18 protein-coding genes are annotated in these 16,771 nt (G+C 74.0%); 7 read left to right on the plus strand and 11 right to left on the minus strand.

The features are described from left to right. Positions 1 to 43: 43 nt before the first annotated feature. From GQS52_RS12140 to GQS52_RS12155, 4 genes are all read right to left on the minus strand, one after another. A complete protein-coding gene (locus tag GQS52_RS12140; RefSeq protein ID WP_182313463.1) occupies positions 44 to 862 on the minus strand; it encodes a class I SAM-dependent methyltransferase in 819 nt (272 codons plus the stop codon). Between the two features lie 131 nt (positions 863 to 993). Beyond that, positions 994 to 2,190 carry a cytochrome P450 gene (locus GQS52_RS12145; protein ID WP_182313464.1) on the minus strand — a complete coding sequence of 399 codons (1,197 nt, stop codon included), beginning with the start codon at positions 2,188 to 2,190 and terminating at the stop codon, positions 994 to 996. 31 nt (positions 2,191 to 2,221) lie between these two features. Further along, positions 2,222 to 2,968, minus strand: a complete 747-nt coding sequence (locus GQS52_RS12150) for a TetR/AcrR family transcriptional regulator (RefSeq protein WP_182313465.1) — start codon at positions 2,966 to 2,968, stop codon at positions 2,222 to 2,224. A gap of 155 nt (positions 2,969 to 3,123) precedes the next feature. After that, complete coding sequence (locus tag GQS52_RS12155) at positions 3,124 to 3,378, minus strand: hypothetical protein (RefSeq protein WP_182313466.1); 255 nt, start codon at positions 3,376 to 3,378, stop codon at positions 3,124 to 3,126. Positions 3,379 to 3,414: 36 nt separating this feature from the next. Between GQS52_RS12155 and GQS52_RS12160 the strand changes: the two genes are divergently transcribed. Then, positions 3,415 to 3,684 (plus strand): DUF2277 domain-containing protein, encoded by a 270-nt coding sequence (locus GQS52_RS12160; protein WP_182313467.1) that lies wholly within the window; start codon positions 3,415 to 3,417, stop codon positions 3,682 to 3,684. A gap of 76 nt (positions 3,685 to 3,760) precedes the next feature. On the opposite strand, the gene GQS52_RS27065 is transcribed toward GQS52_RS12160, so the two are convergent. Beyond that, positions 3,761 to 4,159 (minus strand): SCO5918 family protein, encoded by a 399-nt coding sequence (locus GQS52_RS27065; RefSeq protein WP_220472757.1) that lies wholly within the window; start codon positions 4,157 to 4,159, stop codon positions 3,761 to 3,763. Positions 4,160 to 4,457: 298 nt separating this feature from the next. Here GQS52_RS27065 and GQS52_RS12170 point away from each other — a divergent pair, with 298 nt between their 5' ends. The 5 genes from GQS52_RS12170 (at position 4,458) to GQS52_RS12190 (ending at position 9,733) form a co-directional block, all read left to right on the plus strand. After that, entirely contained in the window at positions 4,458 to 4,661 is a 204-nt protein-coding gene (locus GQS52_RS12170) for a cold-shock protein (protein ID WP_015607926.1), read from the plus strand. Between the two features lie 361 nt (positions 4,662 to 5,022). Beyond that, positions 5,023 to 6,483 (plus strand): DEAD/DEAH box helicase, encoded by a 1,461-nt coding sequence (locus tag GQS52_RS12175; RefSeq protein ID WP_182313468.1) that lies wholly within the window; start codon positions 5,023 to 5,025, stop codon positions 6,481 to 6,483. A 299-nt stretch (positions 6,484 to 6,782) separates the two neighbouring features. Then, on the plus strand, positions 6,783 to 8,480 hold the full coding sequence (locus GQS52_RS12180; RefSeq protein ID WP_182313469.1) for an MFS transporter: 1,698 nt from the start codon (positions 6,783 to 6,785) through the stop codon (positions 8,478 to 8,480). Positions 8,481 to 8,690: 210 nt separating this feature from the next. Beyond that, positions 8,691 to 9,521, plus strand: a complete 831-nt coding sequence (locus GQS52_RS12185) for a helix-turn-helix transcriptional regulator (protein WP_182313470.1) — start codon at positions 8,691 to 8,693, stop codon at positions 9,519 to 9,521. Further along, positions 9,518 to 9,733 (plus strand): DUF397 domain-containing protein, encoded by a 216-nt coding sequence (locus tag GQS52_RS12190; protein WP_182313471.1) that lies wholly within the window; start codon positions 9,518 to 9,520, stop codon positions 9,731 to 9,733. The genes GQS52_RS12185 and GQS52_RS12190 overlap by 4 nt, the downstream gene beginning before the upstream one ends. Before the next feature lie 63 nt (positions 9,734 to 9,796). Here GQS52_RS12190 and GQS52_RS12195 read toward each other — a convergent pair whose 3' ends face one another. From GQS52_RS12195 to GQS52_RS12220, 6 genes are all read right to left on the minus strand, one after another. Beyond that, on the minus strand, positions 9,797 to 10,288 hold the full coding sequence (locus tag GQS52_RS12195) for a DUF6083 domain-containing protein (RefSeq protein ID WP_220472758.1): 492 nt from the start codon (positions 10,286 to 10,288) through the stop codon (positions 9,797 to 9,799). Next, a complete protein-coding gene (locus GQS52_RS12200; RefSeq protein WP_182313472.1) occupies positions 10,285 to 10,977 on the minus strand; it encodes a DUF402 domain-containing protein in 693 nt (230 codons plus the stop codon). The genes GQS52_RS12195 and GQS52_RS12200 overlap by 4 nt, the downstream gene beginning before the upstream one ends. 108 nt (positions 10,978 to 11,085) lie before the next feature. Continuing rightward, on the minus strand, positions 11,086 to 11,661 hold the full coding sequence (locus tag GQS52_RS12205) for a response regulator transcription factor (RefSeq protein ID WP_259371102.1): 576 nt from the start codon (positions 11,659 to 11,661) through the stop codon (positions 11,086 to 11,088). Positions 11,662 to 11,782: 121 nt separating this feature from the next. After that, positions 11,783 to 13,171 (minus strand): sensor histidine kinase, encoded by a 1,389-nt coding sequence (locus GQS52_RS12210; RefSeq protein WP_259370734.1) that lies wholly within the window; start codon positions 13,169 to 13,171, stop codon positions 11,783 to 11,785. Further along, the gene (locus tag GQS52_RS12215) at positions 13,162 to 13,896 is read right to left on the minus strand and encodes an ABC transporter permease (protein ID WP_182316391.1); all 735 of its coding nucleotides are present in this window, start codon (positions 13,894 to 13,896) and stop codon (positions 13,162 to 13,164) included. Before GQS52_RS12215 ends, GQS52_RS12210 begins: the two co-directional genes overlap by 10 nt. A 103-nt stretch (positions 13,897 to 13,999) precedes the next feature. Next, on the minus strand, positions 14,000 to 14,962 hold the full coding sequence (locus tag GQS52_RS12220; RefSeq protein ID WP_182313475.1) for an ABC transporter ATP-binding protein: 963 nt from the start codon (positions 14,960 to 14,962) through the stop codon (positions 14,000 to 14,002). A gap of 352 nt (positions 14,963 to 15,314) precedes the next feature. Between GQS52_RS12220 and GQS52_RS12225 the strand changes: the two genes are divergently transcribed. Then, positions 15,315 to 16,697: a serine hydrolase domain-containing protein gene (locus GQS52_RS12225; protein ID WP_182313477.1), complete on the plus strand. Its 1,383-nt coding sequence runs from the start codon at positions 15,315 to 15,317 to the stop codon at positions 16,695 to 16,697. The last annotated feature ends 74 nt before the right edge of the window (positions 16,698 to 16,771 follow it).

The following is a 16,771-nucleotide window of genomic DNA, read 5'->3' on the forward strand; positions in this document are numbered from 1 at the left end:
GCGGTGGACGGGCCGCGGGCCGCGGACCGTGGGCCGCAGGCCGTCAGAAGCGGTAGAGGAGCAGTCGGCCCATGCGCCGCGCGCCCGGGACGAGGAACACCGCACGGAGCATGAAGCGGTACCGGAGGGGCAGCTTCTCGTACCCCGCCACGTCGAGGTAGGTCAGCTCGGCGACGCAGTGCAGCCGCGGGGCCAGTCGTTCCAGCTCCGACGCGTCGTCGACGCCCCAGTGGAGGGTGGCGCCCGCCCTCCGGACGGGCGTGTTGAGCTTCTGGAGACGGATGCCGAACCGGCTGAACACGTCGAAGGCCATCCGGCCGCCGCCGGGGAAGTGGTCGACCAGGTCCGGGACGAGCCGCCTGCCCTGCTCCTCCGTCAGGTACATCGTCAGTCCCTCGGCGACGACCATCGCGGGACGGTCCGCGGGGATCCCCGCGAGCCACGCCGGGTCCGCCACCGACGAGCCGATCATCTCGTAGCCCTTCCGGGGCGGGCAGAGACGTCTGCGCAGGTCGATGACGTCCGGGTGGTCGATGTCGTACCAGCGGACGCCGGAGGGGGGATCGAGGCGCTCGAAGCGGGTGTCCAGGCCGCAGCCGAGGTGGAGCACGGTGGCCTCGGGGTGGGCCGCGAGGAAGTCGGCCGTCCAGGCGTCCAGCTGCTGCGCCCGCAGCGCCACTCCCGCCGCGTCCCCCCGGCTGAGCCCTGTCCTGCGGAAGTCGTAGTCGATGCGGCGGACCATGTCGGCGGCCCGTGTGTCGCCGAGGACCGGGGCCTTCGCCCGGCTGTCCAGCGCACGGCCGTAGAGCGTGGCCAGGAGTGTCTCCTGCGCCCCGGTCAGGTTCACCTTCACGGTGCTCATGATTCGACCCTAGTCCGGTTCGTATCCGTTCGCGGCTTTCATGGCGCGGTCCCGGGGGCCGGGCGGTCCCGAGAACCGCGCGGTCCCGGGCGCCGGTGCACGGCGCGGGCCCGGGACCGCCGCCCGCGGCGTCAGCCGGCGGGGGTGAGCAGCAGCGGCAGCCTCCGCACGCCGGTCATGTTCGGGCTGGGGACGAACTCCGGCCGGTCCTCGGGATCGGTGCGCAGGTGCGGGAAGCGGTCCAGCAGGATGTCCAGTGCGATGCGTCCCTCCAGCCGGGCCAGCGGGGCGCCGATGCAGAAGTGGATGCCGCGGCCGAAGGCGAGGTGCGGGTTGGGGTCGCGGGCGGGGTCGAAGACGTCGGGGTCGGTGAACTGCCGGGGGTCCCGGTTGGCCGCCGCGATCCACACCATGAGCATCTGGTCGGCGGGCACCCGCTCTCCCCCGAGTTCGACCTCCCGGTCGGTGACGCGGCCGAGGACCGCGAAGGGGCTGAGGAAGCGCAGTGACTCCTCGATCGCGGCGGGCAGCGCGGAGCGGTCCGCGCGGACCCGGGCCAGCGCCTCCGGGTGCGCGTCCAGGCACAGCAGCGTGTTGCCCAGCAGCATGGTGGTGGTGATGTGCCCGGCGAGCAGGAGGATGTCCGCGAAGTTGACCACCTCCTCCGTGCTGAGCCGCTCCCCGTCGACCTCGGCCTCGACCAGCTTGGTGAGCAGGTCCTCGCGGGGCCGGAGCCGCCGTTCCTCCACGTGCGCGCGCAGGTAGTCGGTCAGGTGCCGGTTCTGCTCGAGGGAGTTCTCCACGGCACGCTGCTGCTCCTCGTCGGGCTCGGTGAGGGAGAACTGCTGGGAGGACTCCAGCATGGCGTCGACCCACTTCCTGAACAGGTGCCGGTCGGCGGCGGGCACGCCCAGGAGTTCGGCGATCACGATGACCGGCAGCGGGTACGCGAGGTCGGTGACCAGTTCCATCCGGTCGCGTCCGTCCACGGCGTCGAGCAGTTCGCGGGTCAGGGCGGCGATGCGCGGTTCCAGGTCGGCGACGGTCCTGCGGCTGAAGGCGTGGCTGACGAGCTTGCGGAGCTTGGTGTGCTGCGGCGGGTCCAGTTGCAGCAGGTTGCCCTCGGTGAGGGAGTCCATGTCCGGGATCAGCCGGGCGGTGTGCGAGGAGAACGTGGCCGGGTCGCCGAGGACCTCGAGCGCCTCCGGGTAGCCGTACACGTTCCACATGCCGAGTCCGGGGTCGAACCGGACCGGCTGCTCCGGCTGCCGTCCGCGCAGCCAGAACTGTGCTTCGTGGACCCCCCATGTGTCGGCGGGTGCGGTCATGACCGGATCCTTTCCTTCGGGAGGCCCGGGGTCAGCCGGCCTCCTGCGTCTGTGCAGGACCGTGCTGGGTGTGCTGGGTGTGCCTGACGTGCCGGGTGTTCGAGTAGATCCATTCGCGGTGGCTCGTGGTGAGCTCCTCGAACATCGCGACGAGTTCGGCCGCGGCTGCGGCCACCGCCGCCGGTTCGGGTTCACCGGCGGGTTCGAAGGCGCAGCGGACGGTGCGCGCGAGGATGTCGGCCTTGGCCTCCCGGTCGAGGCCGGCGGTGTCGGCGCCGAGGTTGTCGACCAGGTAGAAGCCGGACACCGTGGCCTGCAGGGCGTAGGCGAGGCCGGGGTCGTCGGTGCGGAGGAGGCCGTACCGGCGCATCGTGTCGAAGTAGCGGTCCGCCGCCAGTGCCCGGCTCTCCCGCAGAGTGCCGGTCTTGATCCTGCCGAGCAGGCCGGTGGTGTCGGTGACGAGCACAGCCGTCAGCGGGCTGCGGAAAGTGGCCAGGTAGGAGGAGCGCATGAAGCGGTGGGGGAGCACTTCGAAGGGGTTCTCGCGCACCTGCTCCAGCAGTTCCCCCGTGACGCCGACCGAATCGCGCAGCACCACGGCCTCGAGGAGTTGCTCCTTGGTGCGCCAGTGCAGGTAGACCGTGCCCTTGCCGACCCCGGCGCGGTCCGCGATGTCCTCGACGGTCACCTTCCGGGCGCCCAGGCGCAGGAGGAGTTCACCCGCCGCGTCGAGTATCCGGTCGGCACGTTCGTCGGCGCGGTTCGGGGCTTCGGGCACCGCACACCACTCCTCGGTCGGCAGGGCGATCGCGTGACCGCGTGACCGGATTGCTCATCCGGTCACGGAGTCGTTCCGACCGTAGCCCTCACCGCGGGCACCGGCAAGACGGCGTGCGGCGGCCCGTCCGCGTGCGCCGGCGCACGCGCCCCGGCTCACGCCCGGGCGGCCGTTGCGCCGCGCCGCCCCAGGGAGCGGACGAGCAGGCCGATCAGGGTCGCGTTGACCACGGCGGAGGCCGCGACCACGAGGTAGGAGGCGGGGGCAGACTCCCGGGGCAGCAGCGTGAGGACGAGGCTCGTCGGGGCGGTCGCCAGTATCAGGAGGACGCCCGCGAAGGAGGCGTCCGCGTGGGCGGGGGGTTTCCGCGGTTCGGGAGTTTCCGCGGTTCGGGGGTTTCCGCGGTTCAAGGGGCCCGGTGGCCCCTCCGGGACGACACTGGGGGCATGTGCCGCAGCATCAGGACTCTCAGAGCGCCCGTGACGCCCGAGGTGGGCGACGAGGACATCAGGGCCGCCGCGTTGCAGTACGTCCGCAAGGTGTCGGGCTTCCGCGCGCCGGCCGCCCACAACCGCCTCGTGTTCGAGCAGGCCGTCGAAGCGGTGGCGGAGGCGACCAGGCAGCTCCTGGGCGGCCTGGAGGTCCGCGGGGGCGGGGCGCCGCGCCGGGGGACCACGGTGCCCCGGGCGGGCGGCGCGGAACCTGGCCGGCACTGACCGGACCGGCGCTGACCGGGCCGGCGCTGACCGGGCCGGCTCTTCCGGCCCGGTCCGAAGCCGCTCCTCCCCGGGCTCAGCCCTGGAAGAACGCCGAGGACGACGGTGCCGACGGCTCGGCCGGGGCCTGCGGGGCGGCGGGCTGGGGCACGGTCGGCAGGACCTGCTCCGCGGGCGCCTCCGGCAGGACGGGGAAGGCGTCCGCGCCCAGGAAGGACTCGGGCTCGGGCGCGGCGGGGGCGGGCGCGGGGTTGCAGGTGAAACCGAGCTTCCTCATCGCGCGGGTGACCTCGGCGGCGCTGAAGTCGCGCCGGTCCTGCCGGGTGACCACTGCCCCCACCTGCTTGACGGGGTAGGTCCGCCGGCCGATGCGGACGGACTCGCCCGTGACGGGCTCGGGCTTGACCCCGCTCATCGCCTGCTGCACCTCGCTCGCAGTCAGGTCGAAGGAGTAACCGGCGATGACGCAGCGCATAGGACCTCAGCAGGGAAGAGGGGCGGGAGGGTTACATCCAGCGTCGCACACGCCGACCCGCACCGAAAGCGCACGCTTCCGCGGAAAATTCTCCGCACCGCAATCCCCCCGCTCCGGCGGCGGGTGTGCTACGTTGGTTCCAGTTGCAGTTTTGGTACCCATGAACTCTGTGTGCGCCTGACGGGATGTAACCGACAGGCGCATTTTTGTTTTTCCGGATCTCCGGATGGGGTCATTGCGGCGACGGAGGGTCCGTGCATCGCGGATTCTCAGCACTGCCCCACAGAAGGAGAAAATTATGGCCACCGGTACCGTGAAGTGGTTCAACTCGGAAAAGGGCTTCGGCTTCATCGAGCAGGACGGCGGCGGCGCCGACGTCTTCGCCCACTACTCCAACATCGCCACCCAGGGCTTCCGTGAGCTCCAGGAGGGCCAGAAGGTGTCGTTCGACGTCACGCAGGGCCAGAAGGGCCCGCAGGCCGAGAACATCGTCCCGGCCTGACCCGCCCGGACACACCACGCAGCACACAGCCGGGGCCCGCACCTTCAGGGGTGCGGGCCCCGGTCCGTGCTCGCGTCCCGTACGCACCCGCGCTTGATCCGCGGGTGCCGGCACGCCCTCTCCGCGGGGCCTGCCACGCGCCACCGCCCGCCCCTGCCGCATCCGGCCGGGCCGGGGCGGCCGCCCCGCCGGATTACGCCGCACGACTGATCGTGCCGTCATTCCGATTTCTGCTGTTCACCGGTTCGTTCCTGCGATTCCACACCCGTACGGGTGATTCGAATCCATTCCCCGGCGCGATCCGTACGAGGTCCGGAGCAGCAAGCTCCGGCACCCGAGAGTTCCGAGGAAGGCGTTTCGCATGAATCCCCGTACCCGTTCCGCACCCGGTCGTTCCTTCCGCCCCCGCACCCAGGGCGGCGCCCCGGGCCGCGGTGCCGGCCGCACCCCGGGCCGCGGCCGCGCGGCGGCGGCCCCGCCGGCCGACTTCGCGCTTCCGGTCAGCACCACCCCCTCCCTGCCCCCGGTCGCGTCCTTCGACGAGCTGGACATGCCGAGGCCCCTGCTGTCGGCACTCGCCCAGCAGGGCATGACCATGCCGTTCCCGATCCAGGCCGCGACGCTGCCGAACTCGCTGGTCGGCCGGGACGTCCTGGGCCGCGGGCGCACCGGCTCGGGCAAGACCCTCGCCTTCGGCCTCGCCCTGCTGGCCCGCACCGCCGGGCAGCGAGCCGAGCCGCGCAGGCCCCTCGCCCTGGTCCTCGTGCCCACCCGCGAGCTGGCCCAGCAGGTCACCGACGCCCTCGCCCCCTACGCCCGCCCGCTGCACCTGCGGACGGCCACGGTGGTCGGCGGCATGTCGATCGGCCGCCAGGCGTCCGCGCTCCGCGGCGGCGCCGAGGTGGTCGTCGCCACGCCCGGACGGCTCAAGGACCTGATCGAGCGCGGCGACTGCCGGCTCGACGACGTGCGGATCACCGTGCTGGACGAGGCCGACCAGATGGCCGACATGGGCTTCCTGCCGCAGGTCACCGCCCTGCTGGAGCAGGTGCGCCCCGACGGCCAGCGGATGCTGTTCTCGGCGACGCTGGACCGCAACGTCGACCGGTTGGTGCGCAGGTTCCTGACCGACCCGGTCGTGCACTCCGTCGACCCCTCCGCCGGAGCGGTCACCACGATGGAGCACCACGTCCTGCACGTCGCGAGCACCGACAAGCACGCGGCCGTGACCCGCATCGCCGCCCGCGACGGCCGCGTGATCATGTTCCTGGACACCAAGCACGCCGTCGACCGCCTGACCCGGGACCTGCTGGCCAGCGGCGTGCGGGCCGCAGCGCTGCACGGGGGCAAGTCCCAGCCCCAGCGGAACCGCACCCTGGACCAGTTCAAGACCGGCCACGTCACGGCGCTGGTGGCCACCAACGTGGCGGCCCGGGGCATCCACGTCGACAACCTCGACCTGGTCGTCAACGTCGACCCGCCCACCGACCACAAGGACTACCTGCACCGCAGCGGCCGTACCGCGCGGGCCGGCGAGTCCGGCAGCGTCGTCACCCTCGTCCTGCCCGGCCAGCAGCGCGGGTTCAGCCGCCTGATGGCCGACGCCGCCATCACCCCGAACACCGCCCGGGTGCACTCCGCCGACGCCGAGCTCGCCCGCATCACCGGGGCGCAGGAGCCCTCCGGCGTCCCCGTCGTCATCAGCGTGCCGGCCCCCGCGCAGCCGGCCCGACGCGGCGGCTCCGGCGGCTCCGGCAGCCGCGGGCGCCGCTCCCGCCCCGCGCAGTCGCGCCGCACGTCCCGGCCGAACCGCCCGGCGTAAGGAGGGGCCCCGCGCGGCGGGGCGCCAGGCACAGGGGTCCGCCCGGTTCGTCCGGGCGGACCCCTTCGCCTTTCCACAGGCTGTGGAAAGCCTTCCCGGGCGGGGCTCGACGTCCTGGGCGGCGGCTGCGGTCCGGCGCCCGCCGTCCGGGGCCGGTGCCCGGTCGCGTGGCGGCGGTGTGTCGTGCAGGGTTGCGGTGCGCGAGGCATGCACCCCGGGCCGGGAGGCCGGTGCCGCAGGAGGCCGGCGCGCACGGGGAGACCGGCCCCGCGGGTGCGACCGGAGGGCGAGGCAGGACCGTGGAACGGCGGAACGGAGCGCGGGGGCGCGGGGAAGCGGCCCGGGAAGCAGTGCCCCCGGCCGTCAGGACCCTGTTCGTCCTGCTCGCCGTCGAGAGCCTCGTGACGAACTACGCCTCGACCGCCATGAACGTGGCGCTGTCGGCCCTGATCGGGGACCTGGACACCTCACTGACCGGCGTCCAGTCGGCGATCGCGCTGTACGCACTGGTGGTCGCCGCTTTCCTGATCACCGGGAGCAAGCTCGGCGCGCGCCACGGGAACCGGCGGGTCTTCCTCCTCGGCTGCGGGTTCTTCGCCCTGGGCGCGCTGGTCACCGCCTTCGGCCCGACCCTGCCGTTCATGCTGGTCGGCTGGTCACTCCTCCAGGGGATCGGCGTGGCGCTGATCCTCCCGGCGACGGTGTCGATGCTCACCGCGGCCTTCACCGGGGCGGCCCGTACCCGGGCCCTGTCCGCGTTGGGCACGGTCGCCGGGATCGGGGCGACGGCCGGGCCCGTCGTGGGCGGCCTGGTCACCAGGTACCCGGGCTGGCGGGCGTCGTTCCTGATGGAGGCCGCGGCCACGCTGGTCGTGGTGCTGCTCGTACGGCGCACGGCCGGCCCCGAGCGGCCCCCCGCACGCGCCGAAGAGCCGTTCGACGTACCCGGTGCGGTGCTGGCCGCCGCCGGGTTCGGGCTGCTCGTCGTGGCGACCCTGCTGGCCGGGCGGTACGGCCTGCTCGTGGCCCGGCAGGACTTCGAGGTCTTCGGCCGCACGCTGCTGCACCGCGGCGGGCTGTCGCCCGTGGTCGTGCTCGCGGCCGTCGGGCCGGCGGTCCTGGTCGCGTTCGCCGCGCGGGAGCGCCGCCTCGTCCGCAGCGGCGGGGATCCGCTGGTGCGGGTGTCGGTGCTGCGCAACCGCACGGTCCGGGCGGGGACGCTGTCCCAGGTCATGCAGTTCCTGGTGCCCACCGGCGCCCTCTTCCTGGTGCCGGTCTTCCTGCAGACGACTTTCGGGCTCGACGCGCTGAGCAGCGGGGTCGTAATGATCCCTGTGGCGCTGGGGCTGACGGTGGCGGCGTCGACGGCGGCCCGGCTGATCGGACGCGGCCGGATGTCCCACCGCAGCGCCCAGATGGGGGCGTTCGTCTTCATGGGCGCCGGCTGCATCGCGATCGCCGCCCTGTTCGATCCGCACGAGCGGCAGATCGGGGCCGTGGGACTGGCGCTCGCGCCGGGTCTTCTCCTCATCGGGATCGGCCGGGGCCTGGCCACGACGGTGACCGACCTCATCCAGTCCGCCCCTCCGCCGGAGGAGGTCAGCGACGTGACGGGGCTCTCCCGCACCGCCGGCTACCTCGGGGGCTCCTTCGGGACCGCGCTCGTCGGCGCCCTCATGACCACGGCGCTCCTCCTGGCGTTCGAGGCCGGGACGGACGGCAGCAGCGTCCTGTCCCCCGGGCAGAAACAGCTGGTCGACCGGACGATCGAGCAGCAGGTGCAGGTCACTGCGGCGTCCGACGAGGCCGTCCGCGCGAAGCTGGCCTCCCGGGGCGTCACGGGCGCGGCGGCCGACGAGATCGTGCGCATCAACGCCCGGGCCAGGGGGCGGGCGCTGGCCGTCGCGGCCACCGGCATGGCCGTCATGGCCCTCGCCGGATTCCTGGTGGCGCGGCGGCTTCCCCGCGAGCGTTCCCCCGGCCCGCCCGCGGACTGACCCTCACGCGGCCCGCGGCCCGCGGCCCGGGACCCGCGGTCTCGGCGGCGATTGGGGTGACCTTCGTCTGCGGTGCGGCGGCAGCGAACGGACCGTACGGGTGGAACACCACCGGCTATTACCCTGTGCGTTCGGACAATTACTCAAGGGTGCTGCGCCGGTCGGGAGGAACGGCCCGGCAAGTGCACTGCGAACGGGGGACGTCAGCCCATGCCTCAGCCCAAGGACCTGGACCCTTACGCCTCGCCCAGGGCCTTCTACGGCGCCGAGCTGCGCCGCCTGCGCGAAGCCGCCGGACTGTCCCAGGAGCAGCTCGGGGAGAAGGTGTTCTGCTCGGGCAACTACGTCGGCCGGTTCGAGGCGGCCACCCGGCGGCCCCAACCGGACGTCTCCCGGCTCTTCGACGAAGCGCTCGGCAGCGGACAGCACTTCCAGCGACTGTGCGAACTGGCCCGGCAGTCCAAGCACGCCGAGTACTTCGCCGACGCGGCCGAACTGGAGAAACAGGCCCGCACCATCAGCGAGTACGCCCCCATGCTGGTCCCGGGGCTCCTGCAGACCGAGTCCTACGCGCGGGCGATCACGTGCGCGACACTGCCGCTCGCCCCGCAGGAGGAGGTGGAGAAGCACGTCCGGACCCGCATGGACCGGCAGCGTCTCCTTGCCGACCCGACGTCGCCGCAGTTGTGGGCGGTCCTCCACGAGACGGTGCTCCGAACCCCGATGGGCGGTGCGGATGTCATGCGGGAGCAGCTGCTCCACATCGCCGAACTGGCCCGGTCCCGTCGGGTTCTGATGCAGGTGCTGCCGTTCACCGCAGCAGCTCACGCACTTCTGAACGGCATGGCCTCCGTGATGACCTTTTCCGACGCCCCGCCAGTCGTCTACACGGAGGGCGCCGGAACCGGCCAACTCATCGAGGATCCGGCGCTGGTGGAGCAGTGCCGGAGGTCATACGATCTGGTCAGGGCTGCCGCGCTCTCCCCGGTGGAGTCCCTGACCATGCTCGAATCAGTGGCCGAGGGATACAGGACACCATGAGCACTGCATACGACCTGAGCACTGCGGCCTGGTACAAGTCCTCCCACAGTGACGGGCAGGGCGGTAGCTGCGTCGAGGTCGCGGGGGGCTTCGACGGGGTCGTGCCCGTGCGGGACAGCAAGGACCCCGAGGGGCCGGCGCTCGTCTTCCCGGCGGAGAGCTGGGCCTGTTTCGTCTCCGCCGTCAAGGACGGGGCGTTCCCACTCGTCTGACCGGCCGGCCACGGCAGTTCGCACCGGCCGGGGTGTTGCCGCCGCTCCGGGCGGATCCTGCGGTCAGTAGGCCGCGGGGGCTGCCGGGCCGGGGCAGGCGCGCTCGGCGTTGCGCCGCCACAGGCCGAGCAGCAGGGGCGAGTCCGAGGGCGGCGGGTTGACGGGGCAGACGTCGAAGTGGCTGATCCGGCAGCGGTCGGTGGGGTTCGCCCCGCCGATGTTGACGGCGGTGCCGTCGCCCGCGACCCGCCACCGCCGACCGGGCGGGACGGTGCCGGTCGGCCAGGTGCCGGGGTCGAGGAGCATCCAGCGTCCCCCCACCGTGCGGTGCCAGCCGGCGTCCGCGCCGCACCGGTCGCAGGCCGTGGTGGCGGGGGTGCGCGGGTCCGGCACGGTGGTGCCGGTCCGGGCAGCCGCCGCTGCCAGGAAGGGCAGCACGTCCTCGACGGCCCTGCCGATCGGGACGGGGTCGCGGGAGGGGCGGGCGGGCTGTGCCGCCACACGGGTCGAGCCCCGCCAGTACCGGTTCACGGTGTCGGTCCCCCTGTCGGTCATCCGAATTCACCTTCTTCATTCCCGTCCGACGGGCGTTCTGCACCGCCGGGGAGGCGCGGAACGGGGCGGGGCGGGAGGGGTGGAGCGGTCCAGGAGCGGGGCGGGGCGAAGTCGCACCAGGTCCCGTCGAAGGGGAAGGCGCGGGCCTCGGCGAGGCGGGCGACGCGCTCGCCCTCCTCGCGGATCGCGACGGCCTCCTCGGCCGTCCAGTGGGCGGGGTGGCCGGTCATGCGGGCGAAGGACTCCTCGTCCTTCCACCGCCAGGTGCGGTCCGGGGCCACGAGGAGGTCGAGTTCGTGGTCGGCGACGTCCAGGTCGTCGCCCCGGCGGGTGCGGTGCTCGAGGTTGACGTACCAGCCGCGGAATCTCGGCCGGGCCCCGGGGAGCCGTCCGGGCGCGAAGAGCCACAGGACCGCGTGGGCCGCCCCCGTCGGCTGGTGGATCAGGGCGTGGCCGGACGACCAGCGGGCGGCCCGGAACGGGTAGCCGCCCTCGGGCCGCGCCTCGGGCGCGACGTCCCTGAGGTGGGCGCCGCCGGGCAGGTCCGCCCGCCACATCGGCGTGCCCCGGCTCAGCCACAGCAGCAGGCCGCCGGCGGTGTGCTCGACGACCCGCACGGGGACCGACGTGCTCAGGTGGCCGCCGACGTGCAGGTTCCAGTGCAGGACCCGCCCCGGTTCGAGGTGCATGCCCGCGATGGTGGCATCCGCCACTGACATCGACGGTGGTGCGCGGGTTCCGGCGGGCGCCGCCCTGCTGCCGGCCGAGGCGGTGGGGCGGGGGCGTGCCGGGCGGGGTCAGGCGTGGTGGTGGCCGAGGATGCCGCGTTCGTAGGCGGTGGCGACCGCCGCCGCACGGTCGTTGACGCCGAGCTTGTCGTAGACGTGGGACAGGTGGGTCTTCACCGTCGCCTCGCTGATGAACAGTTCGGCGGCGATCGCCCGGTTCGAGGTGCCCCGGGCGACGAGGGCGAGCACTTCCCGCTCCCGGCTGCTCAAGGGGGCGCCTGCGGGCGTCCGCACCCGGTGGACCAGGCGTGAGGCGACGGCGGGCGACAGCACCGTCTCCCCGGCGGCCGCCGCCCGGACGGCGGCGAACAGGTCCGCGCGCGGGGCGTCCTTGAGGAGGTAGCCGGTGGCCCCGGCCTCGATGGCCGGCAGGGTGTCGGCGTCGGTGTCGTAGGTGGTCAGGACGAGGACCTTCGGGCGCAGACCGCGCCGGACGATCTCCGTGATCGACTCGACGCCGCCGACGCCGGGCATCCGCAGGTCCATCAGGACCACGTCCGGGCGCAGGCGTTCGGCCGCGGCGACGCCCTCGGCGCCGTCGGCCGCCTCCCCCAGGACCTCGAACTCGTCCGAGGAGGCGAACATCCCGCGCAGCCCGTCGCGCACCACGGGGTGGTCGTCGACGATCACCAGCGTGACGGGGCGCGGCCCGGGGGCGGAGGCGGGTTCGGGGGCAGAGGCCGGCGCGGGTTCGGGGGTGCGGTGGTCAGCCATGGCGCACCAACGGTACGCGGGCGGAGACGGCCGTGCCCCGCCCCGGCTCGGACTCGACGTCCAGGGCCCCGGCGACGCGCTCGGCGCGCCTGCGCATGCCGGTGAGACCGAAGCCGCCCGCGGCGGACCGCTCGGGCAGGGCACGCGGGTCGAAGCCGCACCCGTCGTCGCGGACGTCGAGGACCGCCTCGCCGGCCGTGTAGGAGAGGGTGACGACCACGCGGGAGGCCGAGGCGTGCCGGGCGGCGTTGGCCAGGGCCTCCTGGGCTATGCGCAGCAGGGTGGCCTCGATCTCCTCGTGCAGCGGCTCGGCCGGTCCGGTGACGACCAGTTCGGCGCGGGCCCGGCCCGCGGAGGCCGCCTGCCAGTCGGCGACGGCCCGGCGCAGCGCCTGCGGCAGGGTGTCGTGCTCGAGTGCGGCCGGGGCGAGGTCGTGCACCGACCGGCGGGCGTCGTTGAGGCTCTGCCGGGCCAGCGCCGCGGCCCGCTCGACGCGTGCGCGCGCGGCCTGCGGGTCGGCGTCGTCGAGGGCCGCCTGGAGCTGGGTGACGATCCCGGCCAGCCCCTGGGCGATGGTGTCGTGGATCTCGGCGGCCAGGCGGCGGCGTTCGTCGTCCACGCCGGCCTCGCGGGCCTGGGCGACCAGTTGGGCGTGCAGGCCGGCGTTCTCCGCCAGCGCCTGCTCCAGCCGGACGTTGGCGCGCTCCAGTTCCCCGATGGTGTCGAGCCGCTCCTTCCTCGCGGCGTCCTCACGCAGGGTCAGCTGGCTGAAGAACAGGGCGAGCGAGGTGTTGAGGACGAAGAGCACGCCGAAGGCGGTCCACGTCTCCACGCTCCGCGGGGGCAGCCCCCCGGACTGGGAGCCGGCCATGATCAGCGCGGTCGCGACCAGGCCGGTGCGCGCGCTCCGCTGCGGGAAGTAGCGGTGGACGTCGAAGTAGCCCAGCGTCGCGAAGATCGAGAAGAACGGGTTCAGCCAGGTCGCCGCGAAGGCGAGGACCGTGCGGGCGGCGAAGTGGACGCGGCCGGCACGCGAGTGCCGGCCCCCGCGGGCCGCCGGGAGGCCGGACCGGTCGTGCACGACCTGCAGGGCCAGGAGCGCCGCGGCCACCGCGACGAGCGCGTACCGCTCGCCCCGGCTCATGAGGACCTGCGCGCTGGCGGCGGAGGCGGCCGCGGCCAGGAGGAGGAGCGCGTACGGGCCCCAGCGGTAGAACCGGTCCCACCACTGGTCCACGGCGGGCTCCCCTCCGCCGTGGGGGTACCGCCCGTGGGAGAGGTACCGCCCGTCGGTGGGGACGGCCGGCCGTACGCCGGCCCGGCCGTCCCCGTCGGCGGCGTCCTCCGGGCGGACGGCCGGGCCCGCCTGCGTCATTCCCATCGGAACCAGCGGGCCGAGACCGCGATCAGCACGACCGCCCACAGCGCGGACACGCCCAGGAGCGTCCAGTCCGGCCAGTCGCCGGCCGCGGCCTGCCCGAGGGCCCGGGCGGCGGCGCCCAGCGGCGTGGCCTGCACGATCGTCTGCAGGGTCTGGGGCATCGTCTGGACCGGCGCCCAGACGCCCGCCGAGAACATCGTCGGGAAGAACACGATCGTGCCGAAGGCGGCCGCGATCTTCACGGTCCGGGACAGGGCGGCGATCACCGTGCCGGTCGCGAGCGCGGCCAGCGCCGCGAGGACGAACGCCACCGCGTACCCCAGCGGCTGCCGCGGCAGCGCGACGCCGAAGGCCAGGCGGCCGACGGCCAGCGCGAGGACGGCCGAGACGAGTACCGCGGCGCCGTGCAGGACGACCTGGGAGAGCAGCAGGGCCACCGGCCGCGCCGGGGTGGTGGACAGGCGGCGCAGGATGCCGCGCTCGCGGTAGCCGGTGAGGACGTTGGGCATGGACTGCACGCCCGCCGTGATCGTGGAGAGCAGCAGCGCCACGGGCACGTACAGGTCGACGACCCGCAGGCCGCCGAGGTCCTTCGACGGCTCCCGGAAGGCCGGGACGAGGCCGAGGACCGTGAGCAGGGCCGTGGGGAAGAGCACGATCCAGAACCACGCCCCGGGTTCGCGGGCGAAGAGCCGGGCCTCCGCCCGCAGCACGGCGACGGACACGGACACGACGGAGGGCGCAGGTGCGGGGGCGGTCGCCGGCCCGGAGGCGGGCGCGGATGCGGACGCGGATGCGGACGCGGACGCGGAAGTGGGAGCGGGCACGTCAGCCCTCTCCTCTCTCGGCGGCGGCAGCGGGCGCAGCCGGGAAGGGGGCGGGGACGGAGGCGGGGGTGCGGCCGGTGAGGTCGAGGAACGCGTCGTCCAGGGTGGCGTCCGCGATGCGCAGCCGCCGGGCGGTGATCCCCCGGCGGGCCAGCAGGGAGACGACCGCGTCGACCGTCTCGTCGGTGCCGTCGACGGTCAGGCGGCCGTCCCGTTCCCGGACCGAGACGGCGCCCGGAAGCGCCTCGAGCTCGCCGCTGCCGACGGGCTCGGAGGGGGTGAAGGAGATGACGGTGGGGCTCGCGGCGCCGCTGACCAGTCCGGACGGCGTGTCCAGTGCCGCGACCCGCCCGGCGTCGATCACCGCGACGCGGTCGCACAGGTGCTGCGCCTCCTCCATGAAGTGCGTGACGAGCAGGACGGTCACCCCCGAGGCGCGCACCTCCTCGATCAGCGCCCACGTGTCGCGGCGGCCGCGCGGGTCGAGGCCCGTGGTCAGCTCGTCCAGCACGACCAGCCGGGGGCTGCCCACGAGGGCGAGGGCGATGAACAGGCGCTGCTTCTGGCCGCCGGACAGGGAGGCGAAGCGGGAACGCAGGTGGGCGGTGAGCCCGAGCCGCTCCGCCAGCGGGCGCCAGTCGGCGGGGCGGCGGTAGAAGGCGCTGTAGAGCTCCAGCGCCTCACGGACGGTCAGCTTCGCCTGGAGCTCGCTCTCCTGGAGCTGCATTCCGAGGATCTGCCGCACCTCGTCGCGGTCGGTGCGCGGGTCGATCCCGGCGACGCGGACCGTCCCGGCGTCCGGGACCCGCAGCCCCGCGACGCACTCCACGGTGGTGGTCTTCCCCGCGCCGTTGGGGCCGAGGATGCCGAAGATCTCGCCCTCCCCGACCGTGAACGACACCCCGTCCACCACGGTCCTGTTCCCGTAGGCCTTGCGCAGGCCGTCGACTTCGATGATGGGCATGCCCCGATCCTTCCCGAACCGCCGGGCCCGGGCATCGGCCGTCGAGGTCGACACGGGGTCATCCGATCGGGGGATACCTGGCTCCACCCCCGACCTGGCAGTACGGTCGCCCCCCGGTTCGGCGCGGACGACCCCCGCAGCGCCGGTCACCGCCCGCGCACCGGCCGTCACACCGGGTACCTACTCGCGAGTCATACCCCTGTGAGCTGTGCTTTTCGGAGTGGGCCGGAGTGACTTGAGTTGCCTGTCGGGATGAATGAGGCTGAATCCACGGGGGCGGGTCAGCTCTACCCGTAAGGGTGGAGCCAGCCATTCCTTGACCGGTTCGGCACATGGGGGGTTCGGCGCACACATGGACAGCGATTTCCTCTCCGGCACGCTTCGCGAGGTGGCCCGCCGGCACCGAATACCGGGAGCGCAGCTCTCCCTGTACCGGGACGGCGAACTGCACGAGGCCTGCCACGGGGTGGAGCGGGTCGGCGGCGGGGCTCCGGTCACCACCCGCTCCCGGTTCGCCTACGGCTCGGTGAGCAAGGTGTTCACCGCGGCCCTGGCGCTGCAGCTGGTCGAGGACGGCGATCTCGACCTCGACGAGCCGATCACCGCCGCCCTGGGCAGCACGGCCGTCCCGCCCGGCCACCCGATGCGGTCGGTGACGATGCGCCGGCTCCTCAGCCACACGGCCGGCCTGGTCTCCGACCACGAGGGCGAGCCGCTGCGGTCCTCCTCGCTGCGCCGCTACTTCGAATCCGTCCTGCACGTCGACCCGGTCGGCCCGCCCGGCGCCGCGTTCTCGTACTCCAACACCGGCTACGCCGTCGCCGCGTACGTGGTGGAGGTGCTGTCCGGCCAGAGCTGGTGGGACTCGCTGGAGGCGTACCTGGCCAAGCCGGCCGGCCTGGACCTGTCCTTCGTCCACGACCCGCGGATGCGGACGACCGGCTGCACCACGGTCAGCGGCCACGCCGTGGACCCCCGCACCGGCCGCGCCGAGCCCGTGGACTTCTACGTCGAGTCGACCCTGGTGGCGGCCGGGGGCGTGGCGGGCAGCGCCACGGACCTGGTCGCCTTCGGCCGTGCCTTCCTCCCGGAGGCGGACGCCGCCGAGGACTGCGTGGTCGCCGGCCCCGAGGTGCTGGCCGAGATGGGCCGGCCCGTCCCGGCGGCCGACCCGTTCGGCCTGGCCGCCGGATGGGGCGCAGGCTGGGGCCTCTTCCCCGCCGGCGGCGGCGCCTCCGGGGACCCCGGCGGCCCGCTGTGGCTCGGCCACGACGGCACCCTCGACGGCGGCTCGTGCAACGTCCGGGTCAACCCGTCCACCGGCACCGCCCTGGCCTTCACCACCAACTCCACCACCGGACTGGCCGCCTGGGAGGACCTGGCCGACGCGCTGGACGACGCCGGACTGCGGGTGGGCCGCTACCGCCAGCCCGCCCCGAGCAGCCTGCCGTACCGGGCGGGCGAGCGGCTGACCGGCGAGTACGTCAACGGGGACCTGGGCATCCGCGTCTCCCCCGGGCGCGGCGGCAGCCTGCGGTTCGACGTCCGCAACGGGCTCTCCGGCGTCCTGACGGTCGGCTCCGACCTCACCTTCTCCGTGCGGACGGCGGACCGCGACGAGGTGGTGTTCAGCGGCCGCTTCCTGGCCTCCCGCGGATCCGGCCCGGTGGACCTGATGCAGTACAACGGGCGGACGCTGTGCCGGAGCGAGGCCCTCGTCCGGCACGTCGCCTGACCGGCCGCGGCCGGTCAGGCGGCGATCCAGCGGCCGGTCCAGCGGCCGGTCCCGCGGCCGGAGCGCCCCGCCCC

The organism is Streptomyces sp. SCUT-3 (genome assembly GCF_014083985.1).
In the GTDB taxonomy this organism is placed as follows: Bacteria; Actinomycetota; Actinomycetes; order Streptomycetales; family Streptomycetaceae; genus Streptomyces_H; species Streptomyces_H thermolineatus.